At 60.3% G+C, this 14106-nt stretch carries 16 protein-coding genes; 8 read left to right on the forward strand and 8 right to left on the reverse strand.

What is annotated here, in order from left to right; translation table 11 throughout:
• Positions 1 to 4 precede the first annotated feature (4 nt).
• Entirely contained in the window at positions 5 to 385 is a 381-nt protein-coding gene (gene hspQ, locus ACX3VQ_RS09570) for a heat shock protein HspQ (RefSeq protein ID WP_462573069.1), read from the forward strand.
• A gap of 17 nt (positions 386 to 402) precedes the next feature.
• Here hspQ and ACX3VQ_RS09575 read toward each other — a convergent pair whose 3' ends face one another.
• Positions 403 to 984, reverse strand: coding sequence for a YceI family protein (locus ACX3VQ_RS09575; RefSeq protein WP_462573067.1), 582 nt, complete (start codon positions 982 to 984; stop codon positions 403 to 405).
• Positions 985 to 1141: 157 nt separating this feature from the next.
• On the opposite strand from ACX3VQ_RS09575, the gene ACX3VQ_RS09580 reads away from it, so the two are divergent.
• The 6 genes from ACX3VQ_RS09580 (at position 1142) to ACX3VQ_RS09605 (ending at position 7013) form a co-directional block, all read left to right on the forward strand.
• On the forward strand, positions 1142 to 1717 hold the full coding sequence (locus ACX3VQ_RS09580) for a thymidine kinase (protein ID WP_462573093.1): 576 nt from the start codon (positions 1142 to 1144) through the stop codon (positions 1715 to 1717).
• Between the two features lie 27 nt (positions 1718 to 1744).
• Positions 1745 to 2464: a site-2 protease family protein gene (locus tag ACX3VQ_RS09585; protein ID WP_462580844.1), complete on the forward strand. Its 720-nt coding sequence runs from the start codon at positions 1745 to 1747 to the stop codon at positions 2462 to 2464.
• The gene (gene truB / locus ACX3VQ_RS09590; protein ID WP_462581202.1) at positions 2464 to 3444 is read left to right on the forward strand and encodes a tRNA pseudouridine(55) synthase TruB; all 981 of its coding nucleotides are present in this window, start codon (positions 2464 to 2466) and stop codon (positions 3442 to 3444) included. The genes ACX3VQ_RS09585 and truB overlap by 1 nt, the downstream gene beginning before the upstream one ends.
• A 12-nt stretch (positions 3445 to 3456) precedes the next feature.
• Positions 3457 to 3726 carry a 30S ribosomal protein S15 gene (gene rpsO / locus ACX3VQ_RS09595; RefSeq protein ID WP_462573063.1) on the forward strand — a complete coding sequence of 90 codons (270 nt, stop codon included), beginning with the start codon at positions 3457 to 3459 and terminating at the stop codon, positions 3724 to 3726.
• Positions 3727 to 3983: 257 nt separating this feature from the next.
• Positions 3984 to 6257: a polyribonucleotide nucleotidyltransferase gene (gene pnp, locus ACX3VQ_RS09600; protein WP_462573062.1), complete on the forward strand. Its 2274-nt coding sequence runs from the start codon at positions 3984 to 3986 to the stop codon at positions 6255 to 6257.
• 66 nt (positions 6258 to 6323) lie between these two features.
• Positions 6324 to 7013 carry a spermine/spermidine synthase domain-containing protein gene (locus ACX3VQ_RS09605; RefSeq protein WP_462573061.1) on the forward strand — a complete coding sequence of 230 codons (690 nt, stop codon included), beginning with the start codon at positions 6324 to 6326 and terminating at the stop codon, positions 7011 to 7013.
• On the opposite strand, the gene ACX3VQ_RS09610 is transcribed toward ACX3VQ_RS09605, so the two are convergent.
• The 3 genes from ACX3VQ_RS09610 to ACX3VQ_RS09620 form a co-directional block, all read right to left on the reverse strand.
• Positions 7001 to 7948, reverse strand: a complete 948-nt coding sequence (locus tag ACX3VQ_RS09610) for a DUF481 domain-containing protein (RefSeq protein ID WP_462580846.1) — start codon at positions 7946 to 7948, stop codon at positions 7001 to 7003. The genes ACX3VQ_RS09605 and ACX3VQ_RS09610 overlap by 13 nt on opposite strands.
• Before the next feature lie 60 nt (positions 7949 to 8008).
• The gene (locus ACX3VQ_RS09615) at positions 8009 to 8533 is read right to left on the reverse strand and encodes a DUF1993 domain-containing protein (protein ID WP_462580849.1); all 525 of its coding nucleotides are present in this window, start codon (positions 8531 to 8533) and stop codon (positions 8009 to 8011) included.
• Between the two features lie 66 nt (positions 8534 to 8599).
• Positions 8600 to 9274, reverse strand: a complete 675-nt coding sequence (locus ACX3VQ_RS09620) for a GcrA family cell cycle regulator (protein ID WP_462573057.1) — start codon at positions 9272 to 9274, stop codon at positions 8600 to 8602.
• A 106-nt stretch (positions 9275 to 9380) separates the two neighbouring features.
• Here ACX3VQ_RS09620 and ACX3VQ_RS09625 point away from each other — a divergent pair, with 106 nt between their 5' ends.
• Complete coding sequence (locus tag ACX3VQ_RS09625; protein WP_462580851.1) at positions 9381 to 10274, forward strand: ABC transporter permease; 894 nt, start codon at positions 9381 to 9383, stop codon at positions 10272 to 10274.
• A gap of 2 nt (positions 10275 to 10276) precedes the next feature.
• Here the strand turns inward: ACX3VQ_RS09625 and ACX3VQ_RS09630 are convergent, their stop codons facing one another.
• Genes ACX3VQ_RS09630 through infB form a run of 4 tightly spaced genes read right to left on the reverse strand, consistent with a single transcriptional unit; the run spans position 10277 to position 14090 of the window.
• Positions 10277 to 10768 carry a GNAT family N-acetyltransferase gene (locus tag ACX3VQ_RS09630; protein ID WP_462573054.1) on the reverse strand — a complete coding sequence of 164 codons (492 nt, stop codon included), beginning with the start codon at positions 10766 to 10768 and terminating at the stop codon, positions 10277 to 10279.
• Positions 10761 to 11153 carry a ribosome-binding factor A gene (gene rbfA, locus ACX3VQ_RS09635; protein WP_462580853.1) on the reverse strand — a complete coding sequence of 131 codons (393 nt, stop codon included), beginning with the start codon at positions 11151 to 11153 and terminating at the stop codon, positions 10761 to 10763. The genes ACX3VQ_RS09630 and rbfA overlap by 8 nt, the downstream gene beginning before the upstream one ends.
• A 1-nt stretch (position 11154) precedes the next feature.
• Positions 11155 to 11595 (reverse strand): PaaI family thioesterase, encoded by a 441-nt coding sequence (locus ACX3VQ_RS09640; RefSeq protein ID WP_462580855.1) that lies wholly within the window; start codon positions 11593 to 11595, stop codon positions 11155 to 11157.
• Positions 11592 to 14090 carry a translation initiation factor IF-2 gene (gene infB, locus ACX3VQ_RS09645; protein WP_462573049.1) on the reverse strand — a complete coding sequence of 833 codons (2499 nt, stop codon included), beginning with the start codon at positions 14088 to 14090 and terminating at the stop codon, positions 11592 to 11594. The genes ACX3VQ_RS09640 and infB overlap by 4 nt, the downstream gene beginning before the upstream one ends.
• Between the last annotated feature and the right edge of the window lie 16 nt (positions 14091 to 14106).

Below are 14106 nucleotides of genomic sequence, written 5' to 3' on the forward strand. Positions count from 1 at the left end.
CACCATGGAACGTGCTGTGTTCTTTTCCAGCCAGGCGGGCCGCACAATCGAGGCGCCGCGCCACGTCAAGGCCCGCTTCGGGATCGGCGATATCGTGCGCCACAGGATGTTCGATTTCCGCGGCGTGATCTTCGATATCGACCCGGTCTTCGCCAATAGCGAGGAATGGTACGAGGCGATCCCGAAGGAAATCCGGCCCAGCCGCGACCAACCCTTCTATCACCTGCTGGCCGAGAACGACGACAGTTCCTACGTCGCCTATGTCAGCCAGCAGAATCTGCTCGCCGACCCGTCAGGAGAGCCAATAGATCACCCGCACATCGCGCAGCTGTTCGAGCAATTCGATGGCGGGCGTTACCGCATGCGCCGCGCCCTCACCCACTGATATCGCGCATTGGCGCTCTAGGCGGCCGGTTGCGGCACCATTCGAGCCCTGAGCTGGATATTGACCCATTTGCCCACGATCAGGCGATAGGAGGTCATGCCGAACGCATAGCGATTGATGCGGGTTTCGCCCGTCAGTGTAACCGGATCCCCTGGTTTCAGTTCACCCGGCGGCCGATCAAAGCTTACAGCCAAGGTGACCTGCCGTGTAACGCCGCGCGCAGTCAGATCACCTGTCACCTTGCCGGACACGGGCGTATCAAGCGCCATCTCCCGGCCGATAAAGCGAACGGTCGGATATTTCTCAACCCAGAAGAATTTCTCGCCCTTGAGGCGCTTCAAAGTCAATTCATCGCCAGCGGTCAGCGCACGCGCATCGATCGACACATCGAGCGCAATGTCCTGCGGCCTTGCACGATCGAGCCGGACCGTGCCCGAAACCGACGGAAAACCGGCGTGCTTGCTGCCAATGCCTAAAAAGCCGACCTTGGCCGAAAGCTTGCTGGCAGCCGTATCAACTGTGTAAAATTCGCCCCCTGGTGTCGCTGCACCAATCAGGATTGCTGCCAACAAGGTCAGCAAGTTGCGGGCTATCGTCATCAGAGCATTGTACCTCTAGAGCAGCGCTGCTTGCAATCGCCATGCGCCAGGCTGTGCATCGCGCCGCGACACCCAGCGATTCCAGCATCCTTGTTTCCCTGTGAATTGAACGTTGCCATGGCTGGTGCGGTTCCCGCCGCTCGCCTATCACCCTGGCATGGCCAAGCTCTATTTCTACTACGCCAGCATGAACGCGGGGAAGAGCTCAACCTTGCTGCAGGCAGCGTTCAACTATGGCGAACGGGGCATGCGGGTTTCGCTGTGGACCGCCGCGATTGACGACAGGCCGGGCTTTGGCGCGATCAGCAGCCGGATCGGCCTTTCCAGCGATGCGCATCGCTTCACCGCCGAAACCGATATTCTCGAATTCGTGCTGGAAGAGCATTCGCAAGGCCGGGTTGACTGCGTGCTGATCGACGAGGCGCAGTTCCTGACCGAGGAACAGGTGTGGCAATGCGCCCGCCTGGCCGATGACACCGGCACGCCCGTGGTGTGCTATGGCCTGCGCACGGATTTCCAGGGAAAGCTGTTTCCCGGCTCGGCAGCGTTGCTGGGGATCGCCGATTCCTTTGTCGAGCTGAAGGCGATCTGCCATTGCGGGCGCAAGGCGACGATGAACCTGCGGGTCGATGCCGATGGCAAGGCAGTGAAGCAGGGCCAGCAGACCGAGATTGGCGGCAATGACCGCTATGTGGCTTTATGCCGCAAGCATTTCAGCCAGGCGCTGGTATAAGCCGCACCTGGGCACTACCTACCCTCAATGACTGACACCATTCTGCTGGCAGCAATCCTGATCCCCTGCCTGATCATTGCCATCGTATTTCACGAAGTGGCGCATGGCTATTCTGCCTTGTTGCTGGGGGATACCACCGCGCACGATCAACGGCGGCTGAGCCTCAATCCGATCCGCCATATCGACCCGGTCGGAACTTTGCTGGTGCCCGGTATGCTGGCCTTGGCGGGTGCGCCGGTGTTCGGCTGGGCAAAACCCGTACCGGTACGGCAGGACCGGCTCGACAATCCGCGTTACGGCATGATGGCGGTGGCAGCTGCCGGCCCGGCGACCAATTTCGTGCTCGCGGCGATAGGCGCAGTTGCACTGGGCGCGGCCTTGCCAGTGGGCGCGCAGATCGTGCAGTCGGAAACCGGGTTGAGCCTTATTGCAGACACTGCGGGAACCACCTTGATCGTTCAGAGCGCGCTGTTCTATTTCCTGCTCATCAACGTGTTTCTTGGCGTATTCAACCTGTTGCCTATCCCGCCCTTTGACGGTTCGCACATTGTCGAGGGGCTGCTACCGCCCGCCCTCGCCCGCAGTTATCGACAATTGCGGCCTTACGGGATGCTGCTGTTCTTCGGATTGATCGCGATGACCTGGTTCGCCCCGCAATTGGGCGTGCTCGAAAACACAATCGGACCGCCGATCAATTGGACGCTGGAGAAGTATCTCAGCCTGGCCAACGCGGTCGCCGGTCGATGATGCCCCATGGCTGGCTGATCCTCGACAAGCCGCGCGGGCTCGGCTCGACCCAGGCGGTCAGTGCGGTCAAGCGGGTGCTGCGCCAGGGCGGTTATGCCAGGACCAAGGTTGGTCATGGCGGCACGCTCGATCCGCTGGCCGAAGGTGTGCTGCCCATCGCGTTGGGCGAGGCGACCAAGCTTGCCGGGCGGATGCTCGATGCGAGCAAGGTCTATGAATTCACTATCGCATTCGGCGAAGAAACCGATACGCTCGATGCCGAGGGCGCGGTTGTCGCAACTTCCGACCGCCGCCCGCCAATGGCGGCAGTTGCGGCGGTGCTGGAACATTTCACCGGCGAAATCGAACAGGCGCCGCCAGCCTACTCCGCACTCAAGGTCGATGGGCGCCGTGCATATGAGCTGGCGCGCGCTGGTGAAGAAGTGAATATGAAAATGCGGGCGGTGACGATCCACTCGCTGGTTTTCGCGGGCGAACGCATTGATCAGCAACTTCGTTCAACTTTTCAGACGACTATTGGCCGCCCCGATCCCTTCGACCCTGGTCCGCCGCTCGAGCGGGCCGACAGCGTGACGCTGGTCGCGCACGTTTCGAAGGGCACCTATATCCGCAGCCTGGCGCGCGATATTGCGCATGCCCTTGGCACGATCGGCCACGTCACCTATTTAAGGCGTATAAAGGCTGGTCCGTTCCACGAGAATCAGGCGATTTCACTGGACAAACTCGAGGAAATCGGTAAGGGCGCGCCTCTTCAAGACCTACTCCTGCCGCTCGAAGCGGGGCTGGACGACATCCCGGCTCTGCAACTCGATCCGGAAAGTGCGCAGGCGGCCCGCCAGGGCCGGGTTATTTCCGGGCTGCCCCAGACCGACGGGCTCTATTTTGCAAAGCTGGGACAAACCCCGGTGGCGTTGATGGAAATCATCGGTGGCACGGCGAAAGTCGTGAGGGGTTTCAATCTTCCAGATGTCGCAGAGTAAGAGAGTACACATATGTCGGTAACTGCCGAAAAAAAGCAGGAAATTATCAAGGACAACGCCCGTGACAACAAGGATACGGGCAGTCCGGAAGTGCAGGTCGCGATCCTCACAGAGCGCATCCGCAACCTCACCGAACATTTCAAGGGCCATCACAAGGACAATCACTCGCGTCGCGGGCTTTTGATGATGGTCAACAAGCGCCGCACCCTTCTTGCCTATCTCAAGAAGAAAGATGTCGAGCGCTATAACGCCCTGATCCAGAAACTGGGTCTGCGTAAGTGACGCAATGATCTCGGCCCGCTTCGGCGGGCCGTTTGCGTTTGCGCCACCCTGAACTTGTTTCAGGATCCATCGGGCCGCAGCGCCTGGTGGAAAAATGGATCCCGGCCTTCGCCGGGATGACGAGAAAGGGCCAGGCTTCGCAATAAGGCGAAGTCGGCCAAGGGCCGCAACAGGCCCCGCACCGGACCGGGACGGCTTGCCCGGAAATTGTAGGCCCCGTGACGCAATATGGCGCGCGGGTTCGTTAAGGAAAATCAATGTTCGACACGAAAACCGTATCACTGGAATGGGGCGGCAAAACCCTCACTCTGGAAACCGGCCGCATTGCCCGTCAGGCTGACGGCGCGGTCCTCGCCACTTACGGCGAAACTGTAGTGCTTTGCGCGGTAACTGCCGCCAAGAGCGTCAAGGAAGGGCAGGATTTCTTCCCGCTCACCGTCCACTATCAGGAAAAATTCTCTGCTGCGGGCCGTATCCCCGGCGGCTTCTTCAAGCGTGAACGCGGCGCAACCGAAAAGGAAACGCTGATTTCGCGTTTGACCGATCGGCCGATCCGCCCGCTGTTCCCCGAAGGTTTCTATAACGAAATCAACGTGATCTGCCAGGTTCTCAGCTATGACGGCGAGACCGAGCCCGATGTGCTGGCGATGATCGCTGCCTCGGCCGCACTGACCATTTCGGGTGTACCCTTCATGGGTCCGATCGGCGCTTGCCGTGTTGGCTATGAAGACGGCGAGTACACGCTCAACCCGGCGCAGGCCGCGGCCGCCGACGGCGCGCTCGATCTGGTTGTTGCCGCCACTGACAAGGCCGTAATGATGGTCGAATCCGAAGCCAAGGAGCTTTCGGAGGAAATCATGCTGGGCGCCGTCATGTTCGCGCATGCGGAATGCCGCAAGGTGGTTGGCGCGATTATCGATCTCGCCAAACAAGCGGCCAAAGACCCGTGGGAAATCGCAACCAGCGACAATTCCGGGATCAAGGATCAGCTCAAGAAGCTGGTCGGCAAAGATATCGCCGCCGCTTACAAGCTGACCGACAAGTCTGCCCGCAGCGAAGCGATCAATGCAGCCCGTGCCAAGGCAAAGGAAGCCTTCGCCGATGCCGATGGGCAAACGCAGATGGCTGCTGGCAAGGTGGTCAAGAAGCTCGAATCGGAGATCGTTCGTAGTGCCATACTTAAGGACGGCCAGCGGATCGACGGACGCAAGGTTGACGAGGTTCGCCCGATCGAGGCGATGGTCGGCCTATTGCCGCGCACGCATGGTTCGTCGCTGTTCACGCGCGGGGAAACGCAGGCAATCTGCACCACCACGCTGGGCACCAAGGATGCCGAGCAGATGATCGACGGGCTGGAAGGCCTGACCTATCAGAACTTCATGCTGCACTACAACTTCCCCCCCTATTCGGTGGGCGAAGTGGGCCGTTTCGGCATGCCGAGCCGCCGCGATGTTGGGCACGGAAAGCTTGCCTGGCGCGCGCTGCGCGGGGTGCTGCCTTCCAAGGAGGACTTCCCCTACACTATCCGCGTTCTGTCGGACATCACCGAAAGCAACGGCTCGTCCTCGATGGCGACGGTGTGCGGCGGCTGTCTCAGCATGATGGATGCCGGAGTTCCGATCACCCGCCCGGTTTCGGGCATCGCGATGGGCCTGATCCTGGAAGGTGACGAGTTCACCGTGCTGTCCGATATTCTGGGTGACGAAGATCACCTGGGTGACATGGACTTCAAGGTGGCCGGTACCGAGCAGGGCATTACCTCCTTGCAGATGGACATCAAGGTTGCCGGCATTACGCAGGAAATCATGACCAAGGCGCTCGAACAGGCGAAGGCCGGCCGTGCGCACATCCTGGGTGAAATGGCCAAGGCGCTGGGTTCGGCCCGTACCGAACTGTCTGCCCATGCCCCGCGTATCGAGACGATGCAGATCGACAAATCGAAGATCCGCGACATCATCGGCACTGGCGGCAAGGTGATCCGAGAGATCGTGGCCGAAACCGGCGCCAAGGTGGACATCGACGATGAAGGCCTGATCAAGATCTCCTCTTCAGACCTCAGCCAGATCGAGGCCGCCCGCAAGTGGATTTCCGGGATCGTGGAAGAAGCCGAAGTCGGCAAGATCTACGACGGCAAGGTTGTCAACATCGTCGATTTCGGCGCCTTCGTGAACTTCATGGGCGGCAAGGACGGCCTCGTCCACGTTTCCGAAATGAAGAACGAACGCGTGGAAAAGCCGACCGACGTCGTTTCAGAAGGCCAGGCAGTGAAGGTCAAGGTGCTCGAAATCGACAACCGCGGCAAGGTTCGCCTGTCGATGCGTGTGGTTGACCAGGAAACCGGCGAAGAGCTGGAAGACACCCGCCCACCGCGCGAACCGCGTGAACCGCGCGGCGATCGTGGAGATCGTGGTGACCGGCGCGGACCGCGTGGCAACCGCGATCGTGGTGGTGACCGTGGGGGACGCCGCGACCGTGGCAGCGATCGTGGTAGTGACGGCCCCGCACACATCCCTGACTTCCTGAAGGACTAGACCCTTCGGCATGATGACAGCAGGGGTCGCGGGTTCGCCCGCGGCCCCTTTGCTTTGGAGAAACCCATGCTTCCCCGCGAAACGATTGCAACTGCGCAGATTCCCGGCGGTGACACACTCACCCTGGTCAGCCACGGGCGCGACTTCATCATCATGCTCGGGCGTGACGAGTTGATGGGCACCCGCATGCAGTACAGCGAAGAGCAGCTGGCCCTATTGACGCTGGAACGCCTTACCGCACCCGCACCACGCATATTGATCGGTGGATATGGCATGGGCTTTACCTATCGTGCCGCGCTGGCAAAGCTGCCCCCCAAGGGGCAAATCGTAGTGGCAGAGGTTGTGCCGGAGATAGTCGACTGGGCGCGCGGCCCGCTCGCCCATCTTACCGGCAACACCCTTGCCGATCCTCACGGCGAGGTCGTGCTATGCGATGTGGCCGCGATAGTCGATGACGCCAATGACGGCACTTGCGACAAGTTTGACGCGATCCTGCTCGACGTCGACAATGGCCCGGACGGGATCGTGCGCGACGGTAACGAGCGGCTTTACACCCGGACCGGCATCGCCCGCATGCGCGACGCGCTGAAGCCGGGCGGGGTTCTGTCAATATGGTCAGCTGCGCCCGACCATAAATTCACCGGGCGGCTCAAGGATGCGGGGTTCCTGGTCGATGTGCAAACTGTCCGCGCGCGCCCCAACAACAAGGGGCCGCACCACACGATCTGGTTCGCCACGAAGGGTCAAAAATCGTAGATCAGCGTAAACCTGCTGAGAGTATCGGTCTTCACCGCGCCTTCGGGCGGATTGCTGTCATACTCGATAGCGTATGAAAAACGTGTCGTAACTTTGTCGCTGATCTTGGCGTTGAGGCCGGTGACGAGATTCACGCTGGTGTTGCTGGAATCAACGATGACCGTTGCCGAACCGCCGGTTTCCGCCACTGCATTTGTATCGTGGGTCAATTTTAGCCGGTCAGTGATGTTCCAGTCGAAATCCACGCCGACCAAGCCGGCGATCCGGCTTACGCTCTCGCCATTCACGAAGTCGATGATGCGATAGGCCGGGCCAACTTTCGCCGATAGCTGCAAGTCGGCTTCGTCTATAATTCGGTAGCCAATGCCGCCTGACGCTACGTAGCGGGCGGAAAAGCCCTGGAACCGGTCGCGCTCGTATTGCGCGAGCCCGAAAACAAACAGACTGTCGGAGATGTTGTAGTTGGGCTCATATGCAAATGAATATTGTTCGCGCGAGGTCACGCCATTGCTGCGCTGATAGTCCGCGCGCCCGCGCAGCTTATGCGCCCAATTTATCCCTTCTCGGTTGAGCGAGATCGCCGCTGTACCTCCTGTATTGGATGAATTGCCCGCGCTACGGAAAGCGCCAAGCTCCCCCTTGCCGTCCCAATTTTCGAAGAATCCTGCGCTTCGAATCGATTCCTGCTTAAGTTTCGCCTGCTCGGCGGCAAGGCGGGCCTGTTCAGCGTCATATGCGGCAAGCAGCGCATCAAGCTCTGCCGCATCGCCAGGGTTGGTCTGCCGCGCAAGGCGGATAACGGTGCGCACGGTCTTTGGATCGCCACTTTCAATCGCGGCATCTATTATGTCCTTCACCGGCCCGGGCAATTCGGCCAACGCAGGCGCAGAAAGACTGACCGCAAAAAGCGATGCTGCGAAAATGAAAATTCGCATGATCTTCTCCCCTTGCCCGTTCAAAGGTCTGGCAAACAGCCGGTTCCGGGATTCCCGCCCTCAGGCCAGTGTGCGCGGCACGCCCATGAAGTCACGCTTGCCCAACGGCACCCCTTTATGGCGCAAGATGTCGTAGAAGGTGGTGGCATGAAAATAGAAGTTTGGTTGCGAAAAACTGAGCAGGAAGTTCTGGGCAGAGAACTCCATCAATCGCTTGCCGCCCAGTACGAAAGCGATTGTGTTGTCGGCCACTTCCTCAAGCTGTTCGGGCGTAACTTGAGCCAGTTCATCCTGTGTCCGCGCGATCTGTGCACGCATTGTATCCCAGCTGCGAGGCAATTCGGTAAAATCAGGTGAGAACTCGCCAGTGGGCAGCTGATCGATGATAAAAGCCGAATGCACCCACACGGCGCGCGCGTGCCATGGTAGATCCCACATGGTGTCGGCAAGCCTTGCCTCGATCAGATCGCTATCGGCCAGGCCGTGTTCGGCCACATGCGCCTGCGCCTTGTCAATCAGTCCGGACATCCCGCCAAGAATCTGCTGGCAGCCGGGCACGATAGCTTCGTAGAGTGAAAGCGACATGGTCGTCCTCGCAAAATGAAATGGCCCGGCGATCCTTGCAGACAGCCGGGCCATGAACCAGGGCTCTTAGCGGACCCGCGGCCCGCCAAACGGCAACGGCGGAGGAGGTCTGCGCGCACCACGCGGCAGCTGCGCCTGATACGCGCGCCCGCAATGGTCGACACAATAGGGATAGCCAGGGTTCACCTGCTCACCGCAGAAATGAAAGTCTGGTTCGCCTGGATGCCCCATCGGCCAGCGGCAAACCTTGTCTGACAAATCAAGCAGGCTGGTCTTGTCAGCAATTGCGGGACTGGGCTTTGCCGGCACCAGGCGGCGCGGCGGTGCGGGCGGGATTGGCGGTTGCTGATCGCCCGGCCCTTGGCGCAGAAAGCCGCCCGGGCCGACCGACACGATCTTGGGCAGGTCCTGCGTCGGATTGGGCACCGGTTGTGACGGGATATCGGCATTGTGATCGGCCGACACGGCTTGCTTTGTCACCGGCTTGGCGATCGGCTTTGACGCTGCTGGTTTGGCCAGTGGCTTCTTGACAGCGGCAGGTTTTGCTGCGGCTTTTCCGGCCGGTGCCTTATTGTCGTTCGCCTTGACAGGCGAAGGGCGCGATTTGAGCCCCAACCGGTGTGCCTTGCCGATCACGGCATTGCGGCTAACCGCGCCCAGTTCATCGGCGATCTGGCTGGCGGTGGCCCCGCCTTCCCACATCTTTTTCAGCGTTGCGATACGCTCGTCGGTCCAACTCATCTAAATTCCAGTTCCTATGCTCTTGCCTGTGAATCCAATGCTCACAGCAAGACAAAAAAGCCCCTGACGCTTGTCACGGCAGCCGCATCGCACTAGGCGCGCCTGCATGGCCAATCAAGCACCTGCTGCCAGCCCCAAATCAGAGGCCCCCTTCGATAAAGCGCTTGCGGGCGAAGGGACCCGCTTTCCGCCGCGCGGCGAGCCGGTGATTACCGGGATCAACCGCATTGGCTTGTGGAGCCTCTATATGAAGGAGGTGCGCCGGTTTCTCAAGGTGCACACCCAGACAATTTGGGGTCCGGCAGTCACAACGCTGCTTTTTCTCGTCATCTTTACCGTGGCGCTGGGTCGCGGCGGACGCGAAGTGCTGGGCGCACCATTTGCCGATTTCGTAGCGCCGGGCCTGATCGTGATGGGAATGATGCAGAATGCCTTTGCAAATTCATCCTTCTCGCTGCTTTCGGGCAAAATCCAGGGTACGATCATCGACCTGCTGATGCCGCCGCTTTCCTATGGCGAACTGATGACCGGAATCATCGCCGCGGCAGTAACGCGGGCGGTAATAGTGGGCGGCGCGGTAGGCTTGGCCATCGCGGTTTGGCCAGGTGTAAGTCTGACCATTGCGCATTGGTGGGCGGTCATCTGGTTTGGCCTGATGGGCTCGATGATGCTGGCGCTGATCGGGTTGGCGACTTCGATCTGGTCAGAGAAATTTGACCACAACGCGGCCATAACCAATTTTGTCGTCGCGCCGCTCTCGCTGTTATCCGGCACATTTTACGTGATCGACAACCTGCATGGCGCTTTCCAGGCGGTGAGCCGCGCCAATCCCTTCTTCTATGTCATATCGGGCTTCCGCTACGGGTTCCTGGGCGAAAGCGATATCGGCGCAGGATCAGGCGCAGTGGTGCAGGCGGCGATTGGCCTGGGTGCGCTCAACCTGCTGATGGCGGTGGCTGTTTATCGCGTGCTTAAATCTGGCTGGAAGCTGAAAGATTAGGTTTACAGTTCGAGCAGCCAGTGCTCGGTCACTTCCAGCTTGCCGAAATCTTCCTGCTCTTCGCTAGCTATCAGTCGATATCCTTCGGCCAGATAGATCTTGCGCGCACTGTCGAGCGCGGCGTGGGTCATCAATACGATGTTGCGATAGCCTGCCTGGCGTGCAAATTCGGTGCATCGCCGAACCAGTGCTGACCCGACGCCAAGTCCGCGCGCCTCCGGTTCTGCATAAAGCAAACGCAAGCGAGCCGTGCCTTCGTCTTCCGCGCAGAGAAAAACGCCACCAAGTATCTTTCCCTCGCGTTCGGCAACCCAGCAATCTTCTCTGCCCGGCTGGAAATCGCGCAGGAACTTGCCAGCGATGTCATAGATCATCGCCTCCATCAGGCGGCCCCAGCCCCATTCTTCGGCATAGAGTGCAGCCTGGCGCCCTGCGATCAGCCCCAGGTCACCTGCACGGAAAGTGCGCAATGTCCACTGCTTCGCCTCAGTCATCAAGGTCGCGCTTGACCTTGGGATCGCGCAACAGTTTTTCGATCCGGTCAGCTTCGTCGAAACTTTCATCAGCGCGAAATTTCAGTTTGGGCGCGAATTTCAGGCCCAGCCGTTTGGCCGCCTCGCGTTGCAGATACGCGGTGTTCTGCCTGAGCGCAGTGACGATCTTGTCCTCTTCCATGCCCAGCAACGGCTTCACATAAACGATCGCATTCCTGAGATCAGGTGTCATGCGCACTTCCGTAACGGAGATATTGGCTGCGCTGACCACCTCGTCATGCACCTCCTGCCGGGCGAGCAGCTCGCTCAGGATATGGCGCACGCGCTCGCCTACCTTGAGAACCCGTACGGATTGCTGTTCCGCAGTGAATTGCTGACGCGCCACTTTACTGCCCCATCCCTGTTTCAGTGGGAGAAGGCCGCGGCGTCGGGATCGCAGTTGAGGTCGCCCGTGCCAGCACGCGCCCTTCCTCGTCGAACAATTCGCCCTCGAGGAACAATACGCGGCGGCCCGATTTGACCACCCGGCCCTTGCCGGTGATCACCGCGCCCTCTGGTATCAGCCGGATCATCGTCATCGACAGGTCCAGATTGAGCGGTGCCTGCGTGCCCCTGGTCGCCGCGACAAAGGCATATCCCATTACTTCATCAAGATAGCCCGCGATCAATCCGCCCTGCACGCCTCCACGCCAGGTGCACATCTCGCGCTTGACTGTGAAGCGCATGCTCGCCGTCTGCGACGCTTCATCCCAGCCCGTGAACTCTGAGCCGAGCAGCGCCGTGTGCGGCGACGAGCTTGCGTCTTCCGTCTCGAATCCCAGGCTCACAGCGTCCGCTCACGCTCCTCGACTTCGAAGACTTCGAGATTGTCGCCAGCCTTGATGTCGTTCGTGTCACTCAGCACCACCCCGCATTCGAGGCCTGTCCGCACTTCATCGACATCGTCCTTGAAGCGCCGCAGCGAAGCGATGGTGGTGGCCGAAACAATAACATCATCGCGGGTAAGACGCGCGTGGAGGCCCTTGCGGATAATCCCCTCGAGCACCAGCAGGCCGGCTGCCTTGTCTCTCTTGCCGGCCGGGAAAACCTGCTTGACTTCGGCACGCCCGACAACCGTTTCGATCCGCTCGGGGCCAAGTTCACCAGCCATCTCTTTCGCGATCTCTTCGGTCAGGTGATAGATCACATCGTGATACATCATCCGCACCTTGTCTTTCTCGAGCTGCTGGCGCGCCTTGGGATTGGGGCGGACATTGAAGCCGATGATCGGCGCGCCCGATGCTGCTGCCAGCGTGACATCGCTTTCGGTAATCGCGCCAACACCCGCGTGCAGCACACGCACCTTGATGTCGTCATTCGAGAGGTTGTGCAGCGCCGAGTTGATCGCTTCGACAGAGCCCTTCACATCAGCTTTCACCACCACCGGAAATTCGATCACATCGCTCTTGAGATTGGAGAACATTGTGTCGAAGTTGGTCGGTGCAAGCGCCGTGCGCTTTTCGGTTGCCTTGGCCTGGCGGAATTCGGCCACTTCGCGGGCGCGCTGCTCGTTTTCGACCACGGTCAGCCGTTCGCCGGCATCGGGCACGCCGCCAAGGCCCAGCACTTCGACTGGTGTCGATGGCCCTGCCTCCTTGACCTGCTTGCCCTTGTCATCGACCAAGGCACGCACTCGGCCGCTTTCCGTGCCAACCACGAAGGTATCGCCGCGCTTCAGCGTTCCGCGTGTGACGAGCACCGTCGCCACAGGGCCGCGGCCCTTGTCAAGCCGGGCTTCGATCACTGTCGCTTCCGCCGCACGTTCGGGGTTCGCTTTCAGCTCGAGCAGTTCGGACTGTAGCAGGATTTTTTCGATCAGCTCGTCAAGCCCGGTCCCGGCCTTGGCGGAAACTTCCACATCCTGCACATCGCCGGACATTTTTTCGACAACCACCTCATGTTCAAGCAGGCGATTGCGGATATTGTCGGGCTTCGCTTCGGGTTTGTCGCATTTATTGATCGCCACAATCATCGGTACGCCAGCTGCCCTGGTGTGTTTGATTGCCTCGATCGTCTGCGGCATCACGCCGTCGTCAGCCGCCACCACCAGCACTACGATATCGGTCACGTTAGCTCCGCGCGCGCGCATTTCAGAGAATGCTTCGTGGCCGGGAGTGTCGAGGAAGGTCAGCTTGTCACCACCCTTCGTATTGATCTGGTAGGCGCCGATGTGCTGGGTGATGCCACCGGCTTCGCCCTTGGTGACATCGGTGCCCCGCAGTGCATCAAGCAGGCTGGTTTTGCCGTGATCGACATGGCCCATGATTGTGACCACCGGCGGACGCGGCTTCAGCGTTTCCTCGGGATCCTGGTCCGTCGAAGTGTCGATATCGACATCGCTTTCCGAAACACGGGTGATGTTGTGGCCAAATTCCTCAACCAGCAGTTCGGCAGTGTCCTGATCAATCGTCTGGTTGACGGTCACCATCATGCCCATGTTGAACAGGGCCTTCACAAGGTCGGCACCCTTTTCCGCCATGCGGTTGGCGAGTTCCTGGACGGTAATCGCTTCCGGCACCACGACATCGCGTGACTGTTTTTCGCGCGGAACCGCCGGCCCGCCATGCAGGCGACGTTCCTTTTCCCGGGCGCGCTTGAGCGCGGCGAGCGAGCGGGCACGACGTCCCTCGTCCTCGTTCAGAGCCTTGGTAACCGTCAGCTTGCCCGAACGTCGCTTGTCCTTGCCGTCGCCCCGAGAGGGCTTTTCTTCTTTCTTCTTCTTTTCCGGACGCTTGGGCTCAGGCCGTTCTACCGGCGTGAACTTGCGTGCGGCAGGCGTCGGTGTCCCCGGATCGGCGGGCGCTTCAGCCGGTTCGGCCACAGCTTCAGCGGCATCCTGGACTTCCTGGACAACGCGCTTCTGCGCATCTTCCTCAGCCTTCTTTTCCTGCGCACGGTTTTCTCCGGCGCGCTTCTTTTCTTCCTCGGCAGCTTTCCTGGCCTGCTCATCGTCGCGTATGCGCGCTTGCTCGGTCAGCCTAAGCCGTTCTTCCTCGGCCTCGCGCTGAAGGCGCGCGACTCGCTCTTGCGGTGTTTCCTTGGACGCAGCGGGCTTTTTGACCGGGGCCTTCACCGCTACGGGAGGTGGCGGCGGAGGCGGCGGGGGCGGCGGCGGGGGCGCGGCCGGTTCCTCGCCCGGTTTCACGAGCTTGCGGCGGCGCTTGACCTCCACCGCAACCTTGTTGGTACGGCCGTGGCTGAAGGTCTGCTTGACCTCGCCAGCATCGACCGCCCGCTTCAGGCCAAGCGGTTTACGGGCAGGTTTGTTTTCTTCGTCGCTCATCTAGCTCGTACGTCCT

It is taken from the genome of Altererythrobacter chaiwopuensis (genome assembly GCF_054957735.1).

Bases quoted from the DNA above. Each gene is read 5' to 3' on its own strand.
- ACX3VQ_RS09580 (WP_462573093.1), top strand. From the start codon at position 1,142: ATGGCCAAGCTCTATTTCTACTACGCCAGCATGAACGCGGGGAAGAGC.
- ACX3VQ_RS09630 (WP_462573054.1), bottom strand. From the start codon at position 10,768: ATGACTGAGGCGAAGCAGTGGACATTGCGCACTTTCCGTGCAGGTGAC.
- pnp (WP_462573062.1), top strand. From the start codon at position 3,984: ATGTTCGACACGAAAACCGTATCACTGGAATGGGGCGGCAAAACCCTC.
- ACX3VQ_RS09575 (WP_462573067.1), bottom strand. From the start codon at position 984: ATGACGATAGCCCGCAACTTGCTGACCTTGTTGGCAGCAATCCTGATT.
- ACX3VQ_RS09585 (WP_462580844.1), top strand. From the start codon at position 1,745: ATGACTGACACCATTCTGCTGGCAGCAATCCTGATCCCCTGCCTGATC.
- truB (WP_462581202.1), top strand. From the start codon at position 2,464: ATGCCCCATGGCTGGCTGATCCTCGACAAGCCGCGCGGGCTCGGCTCG.
- ACX3VQ_RS09615 (WP_462580849.1), bottom strand. From the start codon at position 8,533: ATGTCGCTTTCACTCTACGAAGCTATCGTGCCCGGCTGCCAGCAGATT.
- ACX3VQ_RS09620 (WP_462573057.1), bottom strand. From the start codon at position 9,274: ATGAGTTGGACCGACGAGCGTATCGCAACGCTGAAAAAGATGTGGGAA.
- ACX3VQ_RS09605 (WP_462573061.1), top strand. From the start codon at position 6,324: ATGCTTCCCCGCGAAACGATTGCAACTGCGCAGATTCCCGGCGGTGAC.
- infB (WP_462573049.1), bottom strand. From the start codon at position 14,090: ATGAGCGACGAAGAAAACAAACCTGCCCGTAAACCGCTTGGCCTGAAG.
- ACX3VQ_RS09625 (WP_462580851.1), top strand. From the start codon at position 9,381: ATGGCCAATCAAGCACCTGCTGCCAGCCCCAAATCAGAGGCCCCCTTC.
- hspQ (WP_462573069.1), top strand. From the start codon at position 5: ATGGAACGTGCTGTGTTCTTTTCCAGCCAGGCGGGCCGCACAATCGAG.
- rpsO (WP_462573063.1), top strand. From the start codon at position 3,457: ATGTCGGTAACTGCCGAAAAAAAGCAGGAAATTATCAAGGACAACGCC.
- ACX3VQ_RS09610 (WP_462580846.1), bottom strand. From the start codon at position 7,948: ATGCGAATTTTCATTTTCGCAGCATCGCTTTTTGCGGTCAGTCTTTCT.